General features: G+C 46.9%; 19 protein-coding genes. 13 read left to right on the top strand and 6 right to left on the bottom strand.

The window, feature by feature from the left end:
- The first annotated feature begins 52 nt into the window (after nucleotides 1–52).
- Genes serS through D791_RS20755 form a run of 3 tightly spaced genes read left to right on the top strand, consistent with a single transcriptional unit; the run spans nucleotide 53 to nucleotide 2,582 of the window.
- Nucleotides 53–1,327 carry a serine--tRNA ligase gene (serS, locus tag D791_RS06095; RefSeq protein ID WP_036509095.1) on the top strand — a complete coding sequence of 425 codons (1,275 nt, stop codon included), beginning with the start codon at nucleotides 53–55 and terminating at the stop codon, nucleotides 1,325–1,327.
- Between the two features lie 38 nt (nucleotides 1,328–1,365).
- Nucleotides 1,366–2,085 (top strand): FAD-dependent monooxygenase, encoded by a 720-nt coding sequence (locus D791_RS20760; protein ID WP_237748536.1) that lies wholly within the window; start codon nucleotides 1,366–1,368, stop codon nucleotides 2,083–2,085.
- A complete protein-coding gene (locus D791_RS20755) occupies nucleotides 1,980–2,582 on the top strand; it encodes an FAD-dependent monooxygenase (protein ID WP_237748535.1) in 603 nt (200 codons plus the stop codon). Before D791_RS20760 ends, D791_RS20755 begins: the two co-directional genes overlap by 106 nt.
- Before the next feature lie 58 nt (nucleotides 2,583–2,640).
- On the opposite strand, the gene D791_RS18850 is transcribed toward D791_RS20755, so the two are convergent.
- Nucleotides 2,641–3,237, bottom strand: coding sequence for a phasin family protein (locus tag D791_RS18850; protein WP_051514294.1), 597 nt, complete (start codon nucleotides 3,235–3,237; stop codon nucleotides 2,641–2,643).
- Nucleotides 3,238–3,341: 104 nt separating this feature from the next.
- Nucleotides 3,342–3,704 (bottom strand): phasin family protein, encoded by a 363-nt coding sequence (locus D791_RS06080; protein WP_051514293.1) that lies wholly within the window; start codon nucleotides 3,702–3,704, stop codon nucleotides 3,342–3,344.
- Between the two features lie 306 nt (nucleotides 3,705–4,010).
- On the opposite strand from D791_RS06080, the gene D791_RS21710 reads away from it, so the two are divergent.
- The 3 genes from D791_RS21710 to D791_RS06070 are packed head-to-tail and all read left to right on the top strand — an operon-like array spanning nucleotide 4,011 to nucleotide 7,786.
- The gene (locus D791_RS21710; RefSeq protein WP_337588608.1) at nucleotides 4,011–5,564 is read left to right on the top strand and encodes an insulinase family protein; all 1,554 of its coding nucleotides are present in this window, start codon (nucleotides 4,011–4,013) and stop codon (nucleotides 5,562–5,564) included.
- Nucleotides 5,552–6,919 carry an insulinase family protein gene (locus tag D791_RS21705; RefSeq protein WP_337588607.1) on the top strand — a complete coding sequence of 456 codons (1,368 nt, stop codon included), beginning with the start codon at nucleotides 5,552–5,554 and terminating at the stop codon, nucleotides 6,917–6,919. Before D791_RS21710 ends, D791_RS21705 begins: the two co-directional genes overlap by 13 nt.
- A 15-nt stretch (nucleotides 6,920–6,934) precedes the next feature.
- Entirely contained in the window at nucleotides 6,935–7,786 is an 852-nt protein-coding gene (locus tag D791_RS06070; protein WP_237748534.1) for a DMT family transporter, read from the top strand.
- 20 nt (nucleotides 7,787–7,806) lie between these two features.
- On the opposite strand, the gene D791_RS06065 is transcribed toward D791_RS06070, so the two are convergent.
- Nucleotides 7,807–8,442, bottom strand: a complete 636-nt coding sequence (locus D791_RS06065) for a thiopurine S-methyltransferase (protein WP_036509089.1) — start codon at nucleotides 8,440–8,442, stop codon at nucleotides 7,807–7,809.
- Nucleotides 8,443–8,508: 66 nt separating this feature from the next.
- Complete coding sequence (locus D791_RS06060; protein WP_036509087.1) at nucleotides 8,509–9,411, bottom strand: LysR substrate-binding domain-containing protein; 903 nt, start codon at nucleotides 9,409–9,411, stop codon at nucleotides 8,509–8,511.
- A gap of 135 nt (nucleotides 9,412–9,546) precedes the next feature.
- Between D791_RS06060 and D791_RS06055 the strand changes: the two genes are divergently transcribed.
- Nucleotides 9,547–10,989 (top strand): aspartate ammonia-lyase, encoded by a 1,443-nt coding sequence (locus D791_RS06055; RefSeq protein WP_051514292.1) that lies wholly within the window; start codon nucleotides 9,547–9,549, stop codon nucleotides 10,987–10,989.
- A gap of 87 nt (nucleotides 10,990–11,076) precedes the next feature.
- Here D791_RS06055 and D791_RS06050 read toward each other — a convergent pair whose 3' ends face one another.
- Complete coding sequence (locus D791_RS06050; RefSeq protein WP_036509084.1) at nucleotides 11,077–12,636, bottom strand: methyl-accepting chemotaxis protein; 1,560 nt, start codon at nucleotides 12,634–12,636, stop codon at nucleotides 11,077–11,079.
- A 441-nt stretch (nucleotides 12,637–13,077) separates the two neighbouring features.
- Here D791_RS06050 and D791_RS06045 point away from each other — a divergent pair, with 441 nt between their 5' ends.
- The 5 genes from D791_RS06045 to D791_RS06025 all read left to right on the top strand — a co-directional run bounded on the left by D791_RS06045 (nucleotide 13,078) and on the right by D791_RS06025 (nucleotide 16,437).
- Nucleotides 13,078–13,473 carry a VOC family protein gene (locus D791_RS06045; protein WP_036509082.1) on the top strand — a complete coding sequence of 132 codons (396 nt, stop codon included), beginning with the start codon at nucleotides 13,078–13,080 and terminating at the stop codon, nucleotides 13,471–13,473.
- 89 nt (nucleotides 13,474–13,562) lie between these two features.
- Nucleotides 13,563–14,084: a GNAT family N-acetyltransferase gene (locus D791_RS06040; protein ID WP_036509079.1), complete on the top strand. Its 522-nt coding sequence runs from the start codon at nucleotides 13,563–13,565 to the stop codon at nucleotides 14,082–14,084.
- Nucleotides 14,085–14,466: 382 nt separating this feature from the next.
- Nucleotides 14,467–14,781 carry a helix-turn-helix domain-containing protein gene (locus D791_RS06035; protein WP_036509078.1) on the top strand — a complete coding sequence of 105 codons (315 nt, stop codon included), beginning with the start codon at nucleotides 14,467–14,469 and terminating at the stop codon, nucleotides 14,779–14,781.
- A 247-nt stretch (nucleotides 14,782–15,028) separates the two neighbouring features.
- Entirely contained in the window at nucleotides 15,029–15,385 is a 357-nt protein-coding gene (locus D791_RS06030) for a P-loop NTPase family protein (protein ID WP_237748533.1), read from the top strand.
- A 329-nt stretch (nucleotides 15,386–15,714) separates the two neighbouring features.
- Nucleotides 15,715–16,437, top strand: a complete 723-nt coding sequence (locus tag D791_RS06025) for a phosphoribosyltransferase (RefSeq protein ID WP_036509207.1) — start codon at nucleotides 15,715–15,717, stop codon at nucleotides 16,435–16,437.
- Between the two features lie 235 nt (nucleotides 16,438–16,672).
- Here D791_RS06025 and metH read toward each other — a convergent pair whose 3' ends face one another.
- Nucleotides 16,673–20,380 (bottom strand): methionine synthase, encoded by a 3,708-nt coding sequence (gene metH, locus D791_RS06020; RefSeq protein WP_081763758.1) that lies wholly within the window; start codon nucleotides 20,378–20,380, stop codon nucleotides 16,673–16,675.
- 389 nt (nucleotides 20,381–20,769) lie between these two features.
- On the opposite strand from metH, the gene D791_RS06015 reads away from it, so the two are divergent.
- Complete coding sequence (locus tag D791_RS06015; RefSeq protein WP_036509076.1) at nucleotides 20,770–22,665, top strand: propionyl-CoA synthetase; 1,896 nt, start codon at nucleotides 20,770–20,772, stop codon at nucleotides 22,663–22,665.
- Nucleotides 22,666–22,685 lie beyond the last annotated feature (20 nt).

Raw genomic sequence — 22,685 nt, 5'->3', positions numbered from 1 at the left:
GACCTTTCCGGTCGATGATGACTGGATATATTGAGCCCAGGAAGAGTCTTGAATGCTTGATCCAAAATTAGTTCGTGCCAATCCAGAAGAAGTTGCTCGCTTGTTGAAAAAAAAGGGTTTTGAATTCCCTGTTTCGGCCTTCAATGCATTAGAAGAGCAGCGCCGCACTCTGCAAGTCGAAACAGAGCGTTTACAAAATGAGCGCAATACCCGCTCGAAAAGCATTGGTCAGGCAAAAGCGTCGGGACAGGATATTGCCCCGCTCTTAGCTGAAGTCAGTGAATTGGGTGAAAAGCTTGACCAAGCCAAGGCGGCCCTGCAAGAGGTTCAAGCACAATTAGACGATCTGCTCTTAGGGATTCCCAATATTCCTGATGCATCTGTGCCCGAAGGTGCCGATGAAAATGACAACGTTGAAGTCAGACGTTGGGGAACTCCGGCCGATTTTGATTTCGATGTGCAAGATCATGTCGCTGTGGGTGAGCGCAACGCTGCATTGGATTTTGAAACAGCCGCAAAGCTGACCGGATCCCGTTTTGCTGTCATGCGAGGCCCGATGGCGCGCCTACATCGTGCCTTGGCTCAGTTCATGCTCGATACCCATACGCTTGACCATGGCTACGAAGAAGTCAATGTGCCCTTCATGGTGAATGCTGACTCCCTGCAAGGAACAGGTCAGTTGCCGAAATTTGAAGAAGATCTCTTTAAAGTGCCGTTTGGCGATCGTAACTATTACTTGATTCCGACGGCTGAAGTGCCTGTCACCAATCTGGTGCGTGATCAAATCATCGACGCCAACCAGTTGCCCCTCAAGTATGTAGCGCATACGCCCTGTTTCCGCTCAGAAGCGGGTGCGTCAGGACGGGATACGCGCGGCATGATTCGCCAACATCAGTTCGAAAAAGTTGAACTGGTGCATTTGGTTGCTCCAGAGCAATCGATGCAGGCATTGGAAGAACTGACGGGGCATGCTGAACGTATTTTGCAGTTGCTCGAGTTACCCTATCGAGTTGTGTGCCTCTGCGGCGGTGACATGGGCTTTGGTGCGGTGAAAACTTATGATATTGAGGTCTGGTTACCAGGCCAGCAAAAGTATCGTGAAATTTCATCTTGCTCATTGATGGGTGATTTCCAAGCACGTCGTATGATGGCCAGATGGCGTAACCCCGAAACAGGTAAGCCGGAGCTTCTGCATACGCTGAATGGTTCTGGATTAGCCGTTGGGCGTACCTTGGTTGCTGTCTTGGAAAATTATCAGCAGGCCAATGGCACAATTAAAGTTCCAAACGTTCTGCAATCCTATATGGGTGGCGTTACAGAAATTTAATACTCAAATTTTTGAGTGGAAGGCGTAAGGAGTTGGCGATGAAAAAAAGTCAATATGACATTATTATCGTGGGCGGCGGCATGGTGGGCTCAGCCATTGCATGTGCATTGGGCGGGTCGCGCTACTCGGTCGCTGTTCTGGAAAACCAGTACCCTGCGCCTTTTAGTTTCGAGCAGCCTCACGATTTACGTGTGTCGGCCATTAGCGTGGCATCGGAAACCCTCTTGCGAAACATAGGTGCGTGGGAAGGTATTGCCTCAAGACGCCTGTGCCCGTATCAGCGCATGAAAGTCTGGGAGTCCGATGCGGACAAAGCCGCAACTGAGTTTAACTCAGCCGATATTAATGAGCCCTACCTAGGGAACATTGTCGAAAATCGTATCGTTCAGTTAGCCTTACTTGAGCGACTGTCTGAGTTTGATAACATTGATTTGTTATGCCCCGTTAAAACGCAATCCATCGACTACTCGCCTGGGTCGAGTATTGTTACCTTGGACGACGGACAAGAGCTGATAGGACGACTTTTAATTGGTGCAGACGGCGGTCACTCCAATGTTCGTCAGGCGGTGGGAATCGGTGTTACAAAATGGGATTATGCTCAGCATGCGCTCATTGCGTCTGTAACAACGGCCTATCCCCAGCAGGACATCACTTGGCAGCAGTTTACTCCGACGGGCCCCTTGGCGTTTTTGCCTTATCTGGCGCCCATGCATCGTTGGTGTGGTATAACACACCCAATGACGTTAAGCGGTTGCTAGCATTGGATGATGATGCTTTTAGTCGAGCCCTTCACGATCAATTTCCAAGCTGCCTAGGCAAGATAGATGCAATCTTGGAAAGAGGTTTTTTCCCTTTGCGTCGTCAGCATGCGCATCGCTACGTTGATGACGGTGTGGCTTTGGTCGGCGATGCTGCACACATGATACATCCTTTGGCCGGGCAAGGCGTTAACATTGGCTTTTTAGATGCAGCGGCGTTGTCTGCTTGCTTATTGGATGCTCAGGATCATTCCGACTTTTACAGCATGGCTTGGCTGGCTCGTTATGAGAAAGAGCGTCGTCATCCCAACTTGCTAATGATGCAGTCTATGGATTTTTTCTATAGAGCATTCAGCAATCGTGTTTTGCCAATTAAACTTTTGCGCAATATAGGATTAGGGGTTGCAGGACGGCTTCCTTTTGCGAAGGAGCATGTCATGCGTTTGGCGATGGGGATAGAAGGGCGCTTGCCTGAGCTTTCGCGAAGAGTTGGTTAAAAAAAGGCCATGATTTTCATCATGGCCAAAAAAGAGGTTGCAATAAGGTCGCGTTACATTAACTCGTTGGTGTTGCTTTTGCTGGTGCAGAGACTCTGCGAGCTGGCGTTGTTTTCGCTGGCGCTGCTTTTTCTGCGGTCTCTTCAACGGCGTCTTTGACTTCTTCAACAACGTCTTCAACTTTCTTCGCAGTTGGAATTAAGCTGCTAATGTCGAACTTGCTGAAATCCATGCTTTTCAGATCAGGCATTAGAAAAGGAACATCGCCCAAATCTGCAAAGGATTTTTCAACAATTTCTGTAATTTTGTCTTTTGCTTCAGTCAACGCTGCTAATTCTTTTTCAGCAACATGCGTGAATTTAGCATCAAGTGTTTTGAAGTATTCAACCTGAAGATGCAGTGCTTCTTGTGGGTCTTTGGCTTCAACGAGCGCTTTAAACTGAGCAAGGCTGGTATTCACAAAGTCGGATACATAGTCTGATTGAATGGCAATCAGTTTTTCTGCCGTGCTTTTGTTGACTTCAGCCATTTCTAATGCGGGCTTGAGTTTTTCCTTAACAGGCTCTAACTGCTCTTCAACATTTTTCAGTAGGCTTTCTGACAATTCAGTCATCGGTTTGAATGCGTCTTGAAGGTCTTTAAGTGGATCAGTCATGAGATATCCCTCGTTAAATTCTATATTGTGCGTTGCAACATTAAGGCTATGAAACCTCAAATGGGAAAGGGTGTCAAGCACAAAATTATTGCACCGCACAAAAACTATTTCTTGGTAAAGTTCTTTACCATCTTTTCCATTTCAGCGAAATACGACTTATCGGCGGCTTCCTTCAGCGTTTTTTCCATCAAAACAGTTAATTGAGCTTTGGCTTCACTTAACGCAGAGACTTCTTGCTGCGCAACATCGGCAATTTTGGCCTCAATTTCTTTGAGGTACTTGAGCTGCGCTTCCATTGCTTCTTTAGGATCTTTGATGTCCGTCAGCGCTTTCATTTGCGCCATGCTTGAGCTGACAAACTCATTCACGTATTTTGACTGCAATGCGATAAGCTTTTCCGCTGTTTTTTTGTTAATTTCAGCCATTTCCATCACTGGTTGCATAGAGTTTTTGAGTTCTTCATACATAGTCAACACCCCTTGTTGGTTGGTCATGCTGCGTTGCAGCAAAATTGAAAGAACGAGTATACGTTTTTTACGTGCCTATTGCATATGAATCCACAAGCAAGATTAGGTTCACTTCTAACACATAATTGTGAAAAAATCCTGATAACCACTGAAATTCATGATCTGAATCTATACAATCAACATTATATAAATTGAAAGGTCATACGAAGCGCCTGCTTGATTCACTTTTGCAGGGTTCACCCTTTCGACATCTGATCCCTATTTCATTTTGATACTCTAAGTATTAAGGCAGGAATTTCTTCATTTATGAACGCACATGCCAGTTTTGATTTTCTTCGCTCTCAGGTTATTCAGTCGTTAGATATTGAAGTGTTTGAGTACAAACACCGTAAAACAGGGGCTTTGCACTACCATATTGCGGCGAATCGTGATGAAAACGTTTTTTTGGTCGCGTTCAGAACCGTTCCCGAAGATTCAAGAGGGGTAGCGCACATACTGGAGCACACCGCTTTATGTGGCAGTGAACGTTTTCCTGTTCGTGATCCTTTCTTCATGATGACGCGCCGTTCACTTAATACCTTTATGAACGCCTTTACCAGCAGCGATTGGACGGCCTATCCGTTTGCAAGCCAGAATCGCAAAGACTTTTTTAACCTGCTTGATGTCTATCTGGATGCGACCTTCTTTTCACGTTTAGACCCTTTGGATTTTGCGCAAGAAGGGCACCGAGTTGAGTTCGAGAAAGCCGATGATCCAAGCACGCCGTTGGTCTACAAAGGCGTTGTATTTAATGAAATGAAGGGAGCCATGAGCTCGCCGTCATCTGTTTTGTGGCAGACTCTGACGCGTTACCTGTTCCCTGAGACGACCTACCACCATAACTCAGGGGGGGAGCCTGCGTGTATCCCTGATCTGACTTACGAGCAACTGCTCGATTTTTATAAAAGCCATTACCACCCGACCAATGCTGTCTTCATGACGTTCGGTGATATTCCTGTCGAGGTTTTGCAGGAAAAAATGCACGAACAGGCGCTGAATCGTTTTGAAGCCAGCCCAATCACCCTAAGTGTCCCTGATGAAAAACGCTATTTTTCACCTGTCAGGGTTGAAGAGGCATATGCCTGCGATGAGGCCGATTTATCAGAGCATACACATCATGTTTTGGGATGGCTGCTGCCTAAATCCATTGATACAGAGGCGTTGATGGAAGCTCACCTCTTGTCACGAGTTCTGCTCGATAACTCAAGCTCACCATTACGAGCAGCTCTAGAGTCGAGTGGATTGGGATCGGGTCCTTCGCCACTCTGTGGCCTTGAAGACTCCAATCGTGAAATGAGCTTCATGTGCGGTATAGAGGGCAGCGAGGTTGATAAAGCATCAGAGTTTGAAACTCTGGTTTTGGATACTCTGCAAGGTGTTGTCGACGAAGGTGTCGACTTGCGTATGGTCGAGGCGCAATTGCACCAGCTTGAGTTAAGTCAGCGTGAAATTACCGGTGATGGTTACCCCTTCGGCTTGCAGTTAATTTTAGCAGGTTTGTCATCCGCGATTCATCGTGGCGATCCGCTTGCGGCGATTAATATTGATCCGATCCTGGAAATGCTAAGGAATAAAATCCAAGATCCCCAGTATATCCCTTCGCTGATCAAGCGCTGGTTGTTGGATAATCCCCATCGCGTGCGCGTCACCTTGCGTCCAGATGATCAAATCAGCCGCTTAAAGGATGCTGCCGAGAAAGAAGCACTTGCACTCAAAAAATCGCAACTAACGCCCGATGAAATTCAAGCGGTCATTGATCAAGCGCATGCCTTAGAGGCACGCCAACAGCAGGTGACGATGATTCGGTTTTGCCCTGTGTAACGCTTGATGATGTCCCGCTGGATTTGAAATTGCCGGAGTCGCAAGCATTGCCTTTATCCCAGCTGGATGCCACTTGGTACAGTGCGGGGACCAATGGCTTGATTTATCAGCAAGCGATTATCGATTTACCCTTGCTTACGGATGATGAACTGGCATTGCTACCCTTATACTCACACTGTTTGACCGAACTGGGTCGTGGTGAGCTCGACTATCGTGCAAATCAAGCCTTGCAAAGTGAAGTGGCAGGGAGCTTTTCGGCACACGTTAGTATTCGTGGTTTGCCAGACAACGAGCAAGACGTGAAGGCCTTTTTGGTAATGTCTGGTAAAGCTTTACAAGTCAAGCAGCAAGAACTGTTAAGCTTAATGCAAGACACGCTCGCCAATGCACGTTTTGATGAATTGCCCAGGATTCGTGAAATCGTCGCGCAGCAGCGCACGCGTCGCGAACAGTCCATTACTGGAAGAGGTCACAGTTACGCGATGATGGCAGCTTGCGCCGGAATGAGCCCTGCTGCGCGCTTGGCACATTTGAACAGCGGTCTTGCCAGCATCCAATCTGTTAAAGCCTTGGATAAGCGTCTAGACGATGACACTGAGTTGGCCGCTCTAGGAACGGCTCTGCAACAGCTGCATGCTAAAATAGCTCTGGCTCCAAGACGTTTCCTATTGGTGGCGGAAGACGATCATTTGGCAGCGGTTCAAAACAGTCTGCAAGCCATATGGGCAGATGTGCCCAGCACAAATGACTTTACCCCCTTCGCATTGCCAGCAACGCGCTCGTCGGTTAAGCAGTTGTGGCTCACCAGTACCCAGGTTAACTTCTGTGCCATGGCGTTTCCAACGGTGACGGGACAGCATCCCGATGCCGCTGCACTAAGCGTCTTAGGTGATTTTTTACGCAATGGCTATTTACACAGAGCCATTCGCGAAAAAGGCGGCGCCTACGGTGCCGGTGCCGGGCAAGACAATGGTGATGCGGTCTTCCGTTTCTTTTCATACCGTGACCCGCGCATTGAGGGAACACTGGATGACTTTATGAAAGCGCGAGACTGGCTGCTCAAAGAAGAGCATGACCCTAAAAAACTAGAAGAGGCAATTTTGGGTGTGATTAGCTCAATCGACAAACCGGGTTCACCCGCGGGCGAGGCGAAGCAAGCCTATCACGCCAGTTTGTTTGGGCGTACACCTGAGCTTCGTCGAGAATTCCGTAAGCGCATACTTGAGGTAACGCTTGAGGATCTTAAGCGCGTTGCAGGTGAATGGCTGAATCTTGATCATGCCAGTATCGCCGTTGTTACCAACCTCAAAAATTCAGAATCACTTTCTGAGAGCTTTGAGCGCATCGAAATTTAGCATTGGAAGTGTGAATTGAGTCCTCTTGCCATGGGTGCAGCATTAATTGTTGCATCCGAAATTTTTCTGGTCACCAGTGGTATTTTCGTTCGTCAGCTGGGCGACGGTTTGCCGCTGGAAGTCGTTGTCTTAATGCGCAACTTGCTGGGCTTGATCTGGCTAATGCCCTGGATTTTGCGAAGAGGGCGAAAAGAACTGCCAACCTCGCGTTTGCATTTGCATTTTATGCGCTCACTGATTGGGGTGAGCGCGATGACATGCCTGTTTTACGCTTGGACGCATTTGCCCTTAGCACAGGCCGCTATGCTGAAGCAAATGGCACCCTTTTTTGTGCCGATTATTGCGTTGTGGTGGCTTAAAGAGTCAATTGATCCAGCCCTAAAGTGGGCGATTATCGTCGGATTTGCAGGGGTTGGATTTATCCTTCAGCCTGATGAAGGGGTGATTAACCATGCTGTGTTGGTGGGGCTGCTTGCGGCGGTACTTGGTGCGATGGCCAAGGTATCGGTTAGAACCATGCGCAGCAGCGAATCGCCACAGAAAATTGTGTTTTACTTTGCTTTTTTCGGAAGCCTGTTAGCGGCAGTACCAGCTGCATTGAACTGGGTCACGCCAACACCGGTTCAGTGGATGTGGTTGGTGGGTTTGGCGGCAAGCTCTACGATTGCACAACTCTTGCTGAGCAGAGCCTATGGCATGGCTCCGGCCGGACAATTAGGCCCTTTTACCTATTCATCTGTGATTTTTGCAGCATTGATGGGTTGGTTATTATGGGGAGAGCAACTCAATATCTACACCTTTGCGGGCATTACTCTGGTGTGTATAGCTGGGTTTATGACCTTGCGGAAAGGGCGTCCCGCCTCATAAGAGGGGACGCCGTTATGTTATCAGCGACGGGTCAGTGAATAGACTTTCTCGGTCACGTATCGCTCTTTTACCCATGCGCGATCAAAGGCGCCTTTCAGCTGAATATCAAAGTGCTCGGCAAAGAGTTGATGAACTTCGGCCTCATTGACGGAAAAGGGTGGGCCTTTTAACACTCCGTCCTTGTACTCCATTGCGATTAACATAATATGCGCGCCGGGTTTGAGGAGTTGGCTCATGTGGTTTGCATACTTCACTCGCATCTCTGGAGGGAAAGCAATGAGGGCCGCACGGTCGTACACGGCATTAATTCCGTCAAGATCTTCTGCTTGTAGATGAAAAAAATCACCCGCTAAAAGTCTTAAGCGATCCGCTTTAAACTCCACAAAGCGCTCTGTGCGTTCTTTGGCAGGCACAATGTCATTTTCAAAAAAGAATGCATCTAAGGCAACCTCGAATAACTCGATTCCTAATACATCGTGTCCTTGCTCGCGCAACCACAGCATGTCTAAGCTTTTGCCACACAAGGGCACAAACACTGGCGCATTGTCCGATAGGCCGAGTTCATTCCAGTGTTGGCTTAAATAGGTGTTAATTTCGGTTTGATGAAAGCCTATCTGGTTTAGCTCCCAGCGGTCTTTCCAAAACTGATGCTCCAAGTCTAGACTCCTTTTTATTATCGATTGTTAATATAGCAGCTATCATAGCCTAGTTTTGGATGAGATTCAGGTCTTTAGCTTTTTCCATAAGGCATTCACGATGGGTTTGTTCACTAAGGTGCAGCGATAAAGGCGTACCTCCAGCGGTGTTTGCCATTCTTCACCTTCGCACGCAACCAAACGTCCCTCCGCCAGTTCACGTTCTATGCAGAGCTTTGGCATCCAGGCAATGCCATGCCCTTGCAAGGCCATGCCTTTCAAGCCTTCGGCCATCGCTGTTTCGTACACTGTTTTTAAGCGTAAACGAATCGGGTGATGTTTGAGCAGCAGTCGCACTGTTCTGCCTAAAAATGCACCTGATGTATAGGACAGAAAAGGAATCGGTTCATCAGAAGGGCTGTTTAGGCTATACATTGGCTGTCCGTCGAGATCGGGTTTGCACACGGGGATCATGGACGTATCGAGTAGATGTATCGATGGAAAGATGACGGGGTCTAATTGCAAGGTTGCATAGGAATCATAGTAGACCTGCATCATATCGCATTGACCATCCCGCAGGGCATGCACTGCATCTTCAACGTTCATTGCGACTAAGCGAATAGAAATTTCATCCGTCAGCTTGCCTAGTGAGTTCAACCAGTCGGGGAAAAACGTGAAGGCAAGTGAGTGGGCCGCTGCAACCTCTAGGATATCCTGCTGATGTGGGGAAAGGCCTCGAAGTCGGGTGATAGTTTCGTGCAATTGACTGACGATGCTGCGCGCGCTGATTAAAAATAACTGCCCCTCAGCCGTCAAATTAATCGGGGTTCGGGTGCGATCCACCAGTTGCACACCCACAGCCTCTTCTAATGATTTGATTCGACGACTAAACGCCGGTTGCGTTACATGGCGCTTTTCCGCGGCTTTAGAAAAGCTTTGTGTCGACGCCAAGGCTAAAAAATCTTCAAGCCAGCGTGTTTCAAAATCCATAGCTTAGGCTCCACATTATGCATTTATTGCATAATATATCTGATAATAGCATTGGATTGTAGTGCTGTAATTGTACGAAAATGCGCATGCAGTCAGTTGTCGCACTGATTTATACCATCCATATTGAGAGCCATCATGATTATAGATATTCCGCGTCAGGACGAAATTCTTCAAAAACCACACCGTATTGAAAAAGATTTGTTGGGCTATTTGGCAGTTCCAGAAGAAGCGTACTATGGGGTTCAGACGCAACGCGCATTAGAGAATTTTGTGCTTACGGGTGTTCCTTTAGCGCATTTTCCAAAGTTGATTGTAGGCTTGGCAATGGTTAAAAAAGCCGCTGCGTCCGCTAACTTTGACACAGGCCATTTGGAAGCTAAACATTTAGAGGCTATCCATTATGCGTGCGACTGCCTGATCAATGGTCAATATCATGACCAGTTTGTTGTTGATATGATTCAGGGTGGTGCGGGCACATCAACCAATATGAATGCGAACGAAGTTATTGCCAATATTGGTCTGGAATACCTTGGCTATGCAAAAGGTGCATATGAGCATTTGCACCCGAACAATCATGTCAATATGTCTCAATCAACCAATGATGCTTACCCAACGGCTATCCGCGTTGGCTTGCAGTTATCGCACGCCGAGTTGGTCGACAGTTTGGCTCTGTTGCAAGGCGCCTTTGCGAGCAAGCGTGACGAGTTTCATGACGTCATTAAAATGGGGCGTACTCAGTTGCAAGACGCAGTGCCCATGACCTTGGGGCAAGAGTTTGGTGCGTATGCTACCACCTTGGGGGAAGATATTGAACGCATCGCTGGCATGTATGATTTGCTGCGTGAAGTAAACCTGGGAGGAACGGCGATTGGTACGGGCATCAACGCTGATCCTCAATACGCCAACTTAGCCGTCGCGCACTTGTCCAATGTGTGTGGACACCCTATGCGCTTGGCTGCAGATTTAATTGAAGCGACATCTGACATGGGTGCATTTGTTTTGTTCTCTGGGATGACGAAGCGCTTGGCGATCAAGCTTTCAAAAATCTGCAACGACCTTCGTTTGTTGTCCAGTGGACCAAGAACGGGCTTTAACGAAATCAACCTGCCAGCACAACAGCCAGGCTCGTCGATCATGCCAGGCAAGGTAAACCCTGTAATACCTGAAGCTGTTAACCAAGTTGCGTATCAGGTTGTGGGCAATGATATGGCCATCACCATGGCGGCTGAAAACGGCCAATTGCAGTTGAACGTAATGGAGCCATTGATCGCCTATAAGATTTTAGAGTCTATGCGCTTGCTGCGACGTGCGATGGATATGCTTCGTGAACGTTGTGTTGTTGGCATTACCGCGAATCGTGAGCGTTGCCTTGAGCTGGTTAACCAGTCCATTGGCTTGATTACCGCACTAAACCCTTACATCGGTTATGACAACGCCACGCGCATTGCACGTACAGCGCTTGAAACTGGCAAGGGTGTTCTGGAGCTGGTAAGAGAAGAAGGCTTGATTGAAGATGCGCTTTTACAAGAGATTCTTAAGCCTGAGAATATGGTTAATCCAAGACCTATAGTGATCTGAATTCACGTGTAATGCTTTTGGTTGAAACTGCAGCCTTCAACGAAAAGTCCCCTATTAGCCGAGCATCAGGCTAATAGGGGGAGTACATCAGTGTTTTTGTTTAAACCGATTCACCAGTTCATGAAGTTGTTCGGCTACTTTCCTTGAGTGTTTGATGCTATCAGCGCTACTTTCAGTCCTCGATAAGCTCCGATCAGCTAAAGTATTGATATTCTCAACCTGCCCATTGACCTCCTGAGATACAATGGCTTGTTGTTCAACTGCAGAGGCCATTTGTTCAGCCATGTTAGAGATTTGACTAACCGATTCGGCTATTTCATTTAGCATTCCCTCTGTTTCAACAACGCGTTGCAATCCTTCCTCAGCCTTTTCAACACCGAGGTTTGCAATTTGCACTGAGTGATTCGTGCTTGTTAAGAGCTCATCGATTATCATTCTGATGCTTTGTGCAGACTCTCGTGTATTGGTAGCTAATACGCGAACTTCATCTGCGACAACAGAAAACCCTCTGCCATGGTCTCCAGCTCTAGCAGCTTCTATCGCTGCATTAAGGGCTAAGAGATTGGTTTGATCCGATATTTTTTCAATGGCTTCAGCAGCAGCCGCAATTTTATGACTCTGCACTGATAGGGTGTCGACGGCTTGCCCAATTGAAGTGACTGTGTTTTTTAGATCTACTATTGAATTTCGAGTAATTTGTGAAGACTGACTTCCATCCATGGCAAGTTGCTGAGCACTGGTTGCGCAACTTGCAGTGCTTTGTACCTTTTCAGAAATTTCATTAATGGCCAATGACATTTCATGCATTGAGGTGGCCACAATCGAAATCTGCTCAGATTGTGTTTTGATTTCTTGATACGCTGTCTCGGATAGATTAAGACCCACATTTGTTTGTTGCGAGACCTCACTTGATGCGTCTTGTATCCGGACTAAAACTGCATCAAGATGGGCTTTAAGACTCATGACGCCAACCAACGCTAAACCAATAGAACCATGCTTGTCTGTATATGTTTCAGCTGCGAGAGGGTGCATAAAGAATCCGCTAAGCTCTTCCTTAATCAATTTAAGGTCTCGGGAGAACTGCAGATACTGCAATCCGCCAAACGCCAAGACAGCTATTGATAGCCACAATGAGCTCGCCAAAAGGGTGTGATAACGTCCTAATAGAAAGGCGGGGAGTATTAGCACGCTTGCAAATATAAAATGGACTAAATACTTGGGTATCGATATTCTTTTTTTGTTCTGCTTGAGGCGCTTATAGAGTTTTTCAGCTCTTGCAACATCACTGGCCGAAGGCGATGAACGAACGGACTCATAACCAACAATCTCACTATTTTCGGTAATGGGTGTTACATATGCGCTGACCCAGTAATGATCCCCATTCTTACACCTGTTTTTTACAATACCCATCCAAGGGCGTCCAGATTTAAGATGTGACCACATGATGTTGAATGCCTCTTCAGGCATGTCAGGATGTCGAACAATATTATGATTCTTGCCAATAAGTTCCGAGCGGGAGTAACCGCTGATCTTTTCGAAGGCATCATTACAATGTGTGATGACCCCTTTCAAGTCAGTTGAAGAAATGAGTTTGTCAGAGGAGTCAAATTTTTGTTCTTTCTGTGTAACTGGGCCATTGTCTTTCATGCTGTCTATGCGAGAGCCTATTCTATAAGATGGTGCATTCCCAACCTATTCGGATCTCGCTCCTCCTTTTTGCTTCGATCACATTAGTAACTCATTATATAAAAAATAGTATATCAGAGTGAATTTGGAAAATCTGGAAATAGATACAAAGTAACAAGATACCTTTCAAAACTAACACTTGAGCAGGTTGCTAAAGCCGACTCCACTCAATTTATCGATAATAACGTTGTAGATGTGTGTACTAGTCAACTTATCAACGGACACATTTTTCAGCTCATTTTCATAATCCACAGGCCTTTTTTGCCGTTGGCAGTGTGTAACCTTTCCAGATTATAATAGTACATATATTCAGTGAGACCTTTTCCCGTATGCTCATGGTTTGGCTGTGGGATTTTAAAGAGCTGGTGCAGAATAAGACTATCCCAGCCAGCGGAGCTTTTAATGAAGATCAGCCACCTCGATCATTTAGTACTCACGGTTGCCGACATTCCAACAACGGTCAGTTTTTATGAAAAAGTGTTGGGTATGAAAGCTGTTAGCTTTGGGGAAGGACGAGTTGCCCTAAAGTTTGGAAATCAGAAGATCAACCTTCATCAGCTCGGCAATGAGTTTGAACCTAAAGCACAAAATGTTGGAACGGGAAGTGCCGACCTGTGCTTCATTACTGACACCGAGTTTTTTGAAGCAATGGAGCATGTAAGGAATCAAGGTGTGACGATCACGGAGGGGCCTGTAAAGCGTACAGGTGCGAAAGGTTCAATCACGTCATTTTATTTCAGAGATCCCGATGGAAATCTTATTGAGGTCTCAACCTACTCGAACATACAAGACCTATAAGTATAGGTGCCGTTAAATCGTCAGCAACATGACGAGCATAAGATGTTTACAAGCCTTTGCGGCCGTAGTTTACATAAGGATCATGATGAATGATGGTTACAGAAACAGAAAGAGTGCTGATTAGAGAGCTTGAAAACAGTGATACGCCAGCGCTCAGCAAGATACTTGGTGATCCATCAGTGATGGAGTTCTCGAGCAAGGGTGTATTGACAGAAGCGGATACTGCAAAGTTCATCGAAGGCTGTCGAAGTTCATATCAAGAGCAGGGGTATGGCCAGTGGGCCTTAATCGATAAGCAATCGGGGGCTCTTATTGGATTCTGTGGTTTAAGTAATGCAACTGTGGATGGGGGCGAAGTCGTGGAAGTCGCATACCGCCTCGCTCAGGCCGAATGGGGTAAGGGCTTAGCTTCGGAAGCTGCGATAAAGGTTCTTGAGTACGGCTTCGCTAAATGTAATATCGAGTCAATCGTGGGAATCGTCTCACTTCGTCACGTTGCATCTATCAGAGTGCTTGAGAAGATCGGATTTCAAGCATTTTCTGAAACGCAATATGGCGGATGGGATGTTCGTGTTTATCGGCTCAATAAGCATATTTTGAGAATCCTATAGCACGTTGCTCTAGGTGATGTTATATCGGGGGGGGCGCCTTTTACACTAGGTTGCCTAGGTGTGGACCGTTCGGACAAGCTTGTTAGATGTGACCGTTAAGCTACTACTACGCCATAAAAAGCCTCCTGACGCATCTAAGAGTGGTTTAGCGCCGTAAGGATCTTAAGTCAAAACTTACGTGCTCTCATCCAAACTATATCTTGCCATCTATACGTTAGGGACGTACACTTTATTTATGGAAAGTATTTTTGTCGAGTCAAAATTTTTGAAAAGCACCGAGATGCGTATCTTAGTGATGAAGAGTATAGACTCTTTCAAGCTGAGTTAATGCTGAACCCTAAACAGGGTGAGGTGATTCAAGGTGCATTGGAGGCGTGGCGCAATGAGCAATCGTGATTTATTTGCGGAGTTAAGCTCAGCTCTTGTTGAGGCTAAACAGCATTCGGAAGGTAAATTGACGCTGAAAACACATTACGTGAATGACGTAGGTGATTTGAATATATCACCAGATGAAATCGTGAGCATTCGAGAGCAGTTCAATATGTCCCGTGGAGTTTTTGCCCGATTACTTCATACTTCTTCGCGAACGCTAGAGAATTGGGAACAAGGTCGTAGTGTGCCAAATGGACAAGCAGTGACCCTTTTAAAATTGGTACAACGTCATCCAGAAACTTTGTCACATATTGCTGAGCTATAACACCTTAGAAATGTGGCGATGCTGCATGCGTTCGCAAACACTTTCATTCAATTGAGCGTTGACATTCATATTTTTATCTAGCAGGATGAAAATATGAATTTAAATCTTACGCAATCAACAACTCGAATTATCATCATTCCATAGGAATGGTGGGCGTTGTGATGCGTTTTTAGTGTATCAAACCCACCCTAGAGAGGTGGGTTTTCTGTTTCTGCCTCATGGGAATAGTCCATTTCAAGGAGGCAGTATGAATAAAATAGCCGTTTTTGGTAAGCCAGGAAGCGGAAAATCAACTCTAAGCAAAGCCTTAGCGTCGGCGACGGGCATACCACTACACCAATTAGATTCGATCGTGTACAAACAAAATGGTGAGTTGGTTGATGCATGTGTCTTCGATAAAGCACATGAAGACATCCTATCGTCTGAACGTTGGATAATTGATGGGTTTGGCCCGATAGGTTCATTTAATCAGCGATTGGAAGTGGCTGACACCTTGGTGTATGTTGATCTGCCATACTTAACGAGCTACTGGTTTGTTACCAAAAGATTGTTAAAAGGGCTTTTCGTCAAGCCTGAAGGCTGGCTGATGGTAGCTCGGTACTGAAAGGTACTTTGGAAAGCTACAAGGTTTTAAGGCTATGCCCGAAATTTTGGAATGATGATTTTATTGGTCGATTAGAGGCTATGTCCGCTACAAAATCATTATATATAGTCAGGTCAGTTTCTGAGTTAAATAACTTTGTGTAGCGAACGATCAAATAGGGTCTATAACGTATCATGTGCGTAACGAGAGCAGGGTGCATAAGCAGAGGTTATTGTCGGACAATTCTGTGTGTGCAATAAATATTTTTTTAGTAGAATGCAAAAAAATTGGATTTTGTAGTAGTGTGAATGCCTAGTAAAGTCGTGTCTCTCGCAGAGTATCGAGAGCGTTTGAGCAAGGAAGAAACTCGAGTTGCTTGGCTTGATTTCCCTTCAGTTTTTATTTTTTGCCCTCTCGGCTCTGCTAAAAAGCATGAGAGGTACGATGATGCTAAGAAAAGTGGTAACAATGGCGCTGCATTGCAACTTGTAAAAGATATTGTACCTCAAGAGAAGATCGAAGAATTGCGTGCAATCGTTCAAGGTAGCGATGCTCTAATTCTTCCTGTTCATGCCATAGAGGAATTTGGTACCAACAAAATACCAGCTGCTCTAGCATACTATTTGGCTGTAAATCTGCAGCTGGAATTATGTGGTGATATAGTTCAAGCTAATAAGCCCCAAAGAACGGATAAAGGGGCGTATTACCGTTTGTCTCAATATCCTTTCTTCGATGGGAATGTGCAGCAAGGGCGTAACTATGTTATCTTAGATGATACTTTATCAATGGGTGGTACTTTAGCTTCACTCAGAGGTTACATAGAAAACAAAGGCGGTCGCGTTATATTGGCTGTTGCCTTGACGGGACACGATGGAGCTGCTTCACTTAACATAAAGGAAGCAATGCTCAAAGCGATACGGAACAAGCATGGAGACGAACTTGATGAATGGTGGAAAAGCGAAGTTGGCTTTGGTGTGGACAAACTCACACAAGGTGAAGCAGGGCACCTCAAGAAAGCCTCAAGCATTGACGAAATCCGAAGTAGAATCCTTGCGCATAGACCTGAAGAATAGCTTTTCAGAGTTCGCTCGACTTGACTCTGAGTTAGCAAAAGCTTAATTATGTTACATGCTCACGAGTCCACGTTTTCACGTGGGCTTTTTTATGTGCTAAAGGCGATACAAATACGTATTCCTGTATTAAATACCTATAGTTACTACAAAGCCTTTGTATGCGATGGGGCGTACGGCACATTGACAGAATCGGCTCCCAGAATCCTTAAACAAACGGATCCAAGGAGCCTCATCACTAGTTCTGTTCTGGCTCATATCCCAAGTTAGGCGACAGCCAGCGTTCAGCTTCATCCATCGTCCAGGCTTTGCGTTTGGCATAGCTTTCAACCTGATCTTCGCTGATTTTGGCGACACCAAAGTATTGCGATTCTGGATGACTGAAGTACCAGCCGCTGACGGCTGCGGTGGGCAGCATGGCAAAGCTATCGGTCAGGGTGATGCCTGTTGTTGATTCCACATCCAGCAGTTGCCAGAGTAGGCCTTTTTCTGTGTGCTCGGGGCAGGCAGGGTAACCAGGAGCCGGACGAATGCCTTGATATTTCTCTTTTATGAGCGCTTCATTATCGAGCGCTTCGTCAGCCGCATATCCCCAAAACTCTTTGCGGACCCGTTCATGTAGATGCTCAGCGAAGGCTTCGGCTAGACGATCGGCTAACGCTTTTACCATGATGCTGTTGTAGATGTCTTGTCGAGACTCGAATTCCTCAACCCATTCATCAACACCAAATCCTGTCGAGACAGCAAAGGCACCAACCCAGTCTTCCTTTCCAGTGTTTTTGGGCGCAACAAAGTCGGCAAGACACATGTTGGCTTTGCCTTCCATTTTTTGCGTTTGTTGGCGTAAGTGGTGAAGGCGCATGCGACAATGTTCGCGACTCTCATCGGTATAGAGTTCTATATCGTCATGATTGACACTATTAGCCGGGAAGAGGCCAAGCACAGCGCGCGCTTGCAGGCGCTTGTTGTCGATGATGTCGGATAGCATGGCTTGTGCATCTTCATAGAGTTTGCGGGCTTCTTCACCCACAATCTCATCATCGAGGATTCGTGGAAAACGCCCAGCGAGCTCCCATGACTGGAAGAAAGGCGTCCAGTCGATATAGTCACGAAGCCTGTTGAGATCGTAGTCCTCAAACACGTGGATGCCCGGTTGTATCGGTTGAGGAGGGGTGTAAGCGTCCCAATCTATTTTGTGCTGGTTTGCACGTGCGGCTTCGAGAGTCACTCGGCGTGAGTCTTTTTGGCGCTCGGCATGACGTTCACGCACTGCTTGATATTCATCACGTATCTCTTTGATAAATTGATCTCTTTTCTCGGATGATAACAGAGAAGAGGCAACGCCAACCGAACGTGAGGCATTGGTGACATGCACAACCTGATTGTTTTTGTACCCTGGCTCAATTTTAACGGCAGTGTGCGCTTTTGAGGTTGTTGCACCGCCGATCATTAAAGGAATAGTGAAGCCTTGGCGCTGCATTTCTTTTGCAACGTGGACCATTTCATCTAGCGATGGCGTGATTAAGCCCGACAGCCCAATAATATCGGCATTGTGTTCTTTGGCGGTTTTCAAAATGGTTTCACATGAGACCATGACGCCCAGATCGATGACCTCAAAATTGTTGCATTGCAGGACAACGCCCACAATATTCTTACCTATATCGTGAACATCGCCTTTAACAGTGGCCATTACCACTTTGCCTGCCGAGGTGCTGGCATTTTCAGCCTTGGCTGCTTCAATAAAAGGCATGAGATAAGCAACGGCTTTCTTCATCACTCGAGCCGATTTTACTACCTGAGGTAAGAACATCTTACCTGCACCGAAAAGGTCACCGACCACGCCCATGCCATCCATCAACGGCCCTTCAATCACTTGAATGGGTCGCTCAAACAATTGTCGGCACTCTTCAACGTCTTCGTCAATGAAGTCAGTGACCCCTTTGACCAAGGCATGCTCTAAGCGCTTTTCAACGGAGTAGCTTCGCCATTCAGCATCTTGAACGGCTGCGACGGTACCATCGCCACGATATTTTTCAGCCAGTTCCAGCATGCGCTCTGTTGCGTCGTCGCGCCGATTAAGAACGATGTCCTCAACATGCTCTCTTAATTCGTTGGGAAGGTCGTCGTAGATTGCGAGTTGGCCAGCATTGACGATGCCCATATCCATGCCTTGCTTGATGGCATGGTAAAGAAAGACACAGTGAATGGCTTCACGTACTTTGTCATTGCCACGGAAGGAGAAGGACACGTTAGAGACCCCACCCGAAATTTGTGCATAGGGGAGGTTCTTTTTGATCCAGCCCGTGGCTTCGATGAAGTCAACGGCATAGTTGTTGTGCTCTTCAATCCCTGTGGCGATTGCAAAGATATTGGGGTCAAAAATGATGTCTTCCGGTGGGAAGCCAACCTTTTCGGTCAATACCTTGTAGGAGCGTTCACAGATCTCAATTTTACGCGCGTAGGTGTCCGCTTGGCCTGTTTCATCAAAGGCCATTACCACGACGGCGGCACCGTAACGTCGAATTTTTTTCGCTTGCTCAATAAAGTTTTCTTCGCCTTCTTTAAGGCTGATTGAGTTAACGATGCCTTTGCCCTGAATGCGCTTGAGCCCTTGCTCCAATATTTCCCATTTGGACGAATCCAGCATGATCGGCACGCGGGAAATGTCCGGCTCAGAGGCAATCAGATTCAAGAAGCGGATCATCGCTGCTTCCGCATCGAGCATCCCTTCGTCCATGTTGATGTCGATGATTTGAGCGCCGGCTTCAACTTGTTGGCGCGCAACTTCTAAAGCGGTTTCATAGTCACCTTCTTTGACCAAGCGACGAAAGCGAGCAGACCCAGTGACGTTGGTGCGTTCACCTACGTTGACAAAGAGGGTTTCAGCGCCAAGATTGAGCGGCTCTAGGCCTGCAAGACGGCATTCAACGGTGATGTCTGGCAACTGGCGAGGAGGGTGGGCTTCGATTGCCTCACGTATCACACGAATATGGTCCGGAGTGGTGCCGCAGCATCCGCCCACAATGTTCACAAAACCCGACTCTGCCCATTCTTTGATTTCGACGGCCATTTGCTCTGGGGTTTCATCATACTCGCCAAAGGCGTTTGGAAGACCCGCGTTCGGGTGAACCGAGACATAGGTCTCAGAGATGCGAGACAGCTCTTCAACGTATTGGCGTAACTCCTTCGGGCCGAGTGCGCAGTTCAGACCGACACTGATGGGGCGAGCGTGGCGAACCGAGTTCCAGAAGGCTTCTGTGGTTTGACCTGAAAGGGTACGCCCAGATGCATCAGTAATGGTGCCTGAAATCATAACGGGCAAACGAAGGTGATGGGTATCGAAGTAATCTTCAACGGCATAGATAGCCGCTTTGGCATTCAGGGTATCGAAAATGGTTTCAATTAACAGGATGTCGGATCCGCCTTTGATGAGGGCATCGATGGATTCGGTATAGGCTTCGACCAGTTCATCAAAAGATACATTTCGATAGCCAGGGTCATTCACATCAGGCGAAATGGAGGCTGTACGGTTAGTTGGGCCAAGAACGCCCGCAACGTATCTCGGTCTATCGGGTGTTTGTTGTGTGACAGCATCGCAGGCCTCACGTGCCAGACGCGCGGCCGCAAAATTGATTTCACGACTGAGCGATTCCATCTCGTAGTCTGCCATGGCAATCACAGTGGCATTAAATGTATTGGTTTCGATAATGTCTGCACCCGCCAGCAGATAGTCGGTATGAATTCGACGAATTAAATCCGGCTGAGACAGAACCAATAAGTCATTGTTTCCTTTGACGTCGACATGCCAATCTTTAAAGCGCTCTCCCCGATAGTCCTCTTCTTGCAGTTTTTCATTCTGGATCATTGTCCCCATGCCGCCATCAAGAATCATGATGCGCTGATTCAGGGTGTGTTCTAGAGAGGTAAATACTGCTGATTTGCTCACGTTTGCTATGCCTTTGAAGATTAACCTTTACTTAGCCGCATTATACCTCAGACAGTAGGGTGATTTGTTGAACCTGATTCATGTTGTCTTGAAAAAAACTGATCTTAAAGCCTTGGTAGAGATGAGCGGGGTTAGGATGTCGATCCTATAAGGATAATGATTGTCGACACATTGAAAAATACAGACTGAAATTAAATTAGTATTGTCTTTTTAATTAAGTGTATGAATATTCTAGTATTAATTGAATTTGTGACGTTTTACTAGCCTTTTGTCTTAGTTAAAGTATGGATAAGTTTGGTTAAAGTAGCGCTTCTAGCAGGGCTAACTGTCTACAATTATAAAAAAGCCCTAATTACGAGTTATACAAACCAATAAAAAGGGCCCGCTTTATGTCCTATCATGCTGAATACACAAAGTCTGTTGAACAACCGGAAACGTTTTGGGCGGAAAAAGCTGCCGATTTACCTTGGTACAAGCAGCCTGAGCAGATTCTGTCTAAAGATGAAAACGGAATGCTCCGATGGTTCGCAGATGGCGAAATGAACACGGCTTACATGGCCTTGGATTATCATGTTGAACAAGGGCGGGGCGATCAAACCGCTGTTATTTTTGACTCCCCGGTGACCGACACCAAGCAAATGTTCACCTACACGCAAATGCGCGATCAGGTCGCACTGTTTGCGGGTGTTCTAAAGGCTCAAGGGGTGTCGAAAGGTGACCGTGTCGTTATTTATATGCCCATGATTCCAGAAGCCCTAGTGGCCATGTTAGCCGTTGCACGCTTAGGTGCGGTTCATTCAGTGGTATTTGGCGGATTTGCACCGCATGAGCTGGCGGTTCGCATCGAAGATGCGGAGCCAAAAGTGGTGGTGTCAGCTTCGTGCGGTGTTGAGGTTAAAAAAGTCATTGAGTACAAGCCGATGCTTGATGAGGCTCTGCGCCTTTCTGCACACAAGCCCGCTTGCTGTATTGTTTTGCAGCGCCCACAAGCGCTGGCAGCGTTGTTGCCTGAGCAAGATATCGATTGGCAAGAGGCTATGGCAAACGCTGAGCCTGCTGATTGCGTGCCCGTTAAAGGGACCGATCCCTTATACGTGCTCTATACCTCGGGCACCACTGGCAAGCCAAAAGGCGTGCAAAGGGACAATGGCGGGCATGCTGTTGCGCTGAAGTATTCAATGAAAGCGGTGTACGACATGAATCCGGGTGAGGTCTTCTGGGCCGCATCTGATGTCGGCTGGGTTGTGGGTCATTCGTATATTGTATATGCGCCTTTATTGGCTGGCTGCACGACGCTCGTGTATGAAGGTAAACCGGTTCGCACACCGGATGCGGGTGCCTTTTGGCGTGTGTGTGCCGAATACAAGGTAAAAGCCTTGTTTGCGGCGCCGACAGCATTCCGCGCCATCAAAAAAGAAGATCCCGAAGCCTTGCTCTTCAAGTCGTATGACACATCCGCATTGAAAACCATTTTCATGGCAGGCGAGCGTTTAGATCCGCCGACCTATGATTGGACAGTGGAAAAAACAGGCAAGCCAGTTGTCGATCACTGGTGGCAAACCGAAACAGGTTGGGCCATTTGCGGCAACCTGATGGGCATTGAACCCAAGCCCACTAAGCCAGGCTCTTCGACCTTACCGATTCCTGGTTATAACATCCAAATTCTAGATACCGAGGGAAATGAGTTGCCACGAGGGCAGCAGGGTTCAATCGCCATCAAGCTGCCATTGCCACCGAGCTGTCTGGCAACTGTCTGGGGTGACTTTGAGCGCTTCAGAACTGGGTACCTTGCTGAAGCGCCGGGGTACTATACAACGGGTGACGGTGGCTACATGGATGAAGAGGGCTATGTCTTCATCATGGGACGCACAGATGATGTGATCAATGTTGCGGGTCATCGCTTATCCACGGGTGAAATGGAAGAGATTGTTGCGGCACACCCTGCGGTTGCAGAATGCGCTGTCATCGGCATTAATGATCCTCTTAAAGGGCAGGCGCCAATCGGACTGGTCTTGTTGAAAGATGGCATCGAAGTGGATGAAGCCACATTAGAGAAAGAGCTGATAGCAATGGTCCGTAAAGAGATTGGACCGATTGCATGCTTTAACCGTGCGCTTGTTGTTCAGCGCTTACCTAAAACGCGCTCCGGTAAAATACTGCGTAAATTGTTGCGCAATATTGCCGATGGAAAAGAATACTCCATTCCATCAACGATTGACGATCCAACAAGCTTGTCCGAAATAGAAGGCATCATGATGGAGCATGGTATGCTTAATAAAGCATAATCATCAGCTTATCTTCCAAA

Origin of the sequence: Nitrincola nitratireducens, from assembly GCF_000585235.1 — a bacterium.
Lineage (GTDB): Bacteria > Pseudomonadota > Gammaproteobacteria > Pseudomonadales > Balneatricaceae > Nitrincola > Nitrincola alkalisediminis.
Note: the sequence above shows the minus strand (reverse complement) of the source record. Positions and strands in the feature narration are given on the sequence as shown.

Coding starts and splice junctions, on each gene's coding strand:
- D791_RS06050 (WP_036509084.1), bottom strand. CDS start 12,636: ATGAAAGACAATGGCCCAGTTACACAGAAAGAACAAAAATTTGACTCC.
- serS (WP_036509095.1), top strand. CDS start 53: ATGCTTGATCCAAAATTAGTTCGTGCCAATCCAGAAGAAGTTGCTCGC.
- D791_RS20760 (WP_237748536.1), top strand. CDS start 1,366: ATGAAAAAAAGTCAATATGACATTATTATCGTGGGCGGCGGCATGGTG.
- D791_RS06035 (WP_036509078.1), top strand. CDS start 14,467: ATGAGCAATCGTGATTTATTTGCGGAGTTAAGCTCAGCTCTTGTTGAG.
- D791_RS21710 (WP_337588608.1), top strand. CDS start 4,011: ATGAACGCACATGCCAGTTTTGATTTTCTTCGCTCTCAGGTTATTCAG.
- D791_RS06040 (WP_036509079.1), top strand. CDS start 13,563: ATGATGGTTACAGAAACAGAAAGAGTGCTGATTAGAGAGCTTGAAAAC.
- D791_RS18850 (WP_051514294.1), bottom strand. CDS start 3,237: ATGACTGATCCACTTAAAGACCTTCAAGACGCATTCAAACCGATGACT.
- D791_RS06030 (WP_237748533.1), top strand. CDS start 15,029: ATGAATAAAATAGCCGTTTTTGGTAAGCCAGGAAGCGGAAAATCAACT.
- D791_RS06015 (WP_036509076.1), top strand. CDS start 20,770: ATGTCCTATCATGCTGAATACACAAAGTCTGTTGAACAACCGGAAACG.
- D791_RS06045 (WP_036509082.1), top strand. CDS start 13,078: ATGAAGATCAGCCACCTCGATCATTTAGTACTCACGGTTGCCGACATT.
- D791_RS06080 (WP_051514293.1), bottom strand. CDS start 3,704: ATGTATGAAGAACTCAAAAACTCTATGCAACCAGTGATGGAAATGGCT.
- D791_RS06055 (WP_051514292.1), top strand. CDS start 9,547: ATGATTATAGATATTCCGCGTCAGGACGAAATTCTTCAAAAACCACAC.
- D791_RS06060 (WP_036509087.1), bottom strand. CDS start 9,411: ATGGATTTTGAAACACGCTGGCTTGAAGATTTTTTAGCCTTGGCGTCG.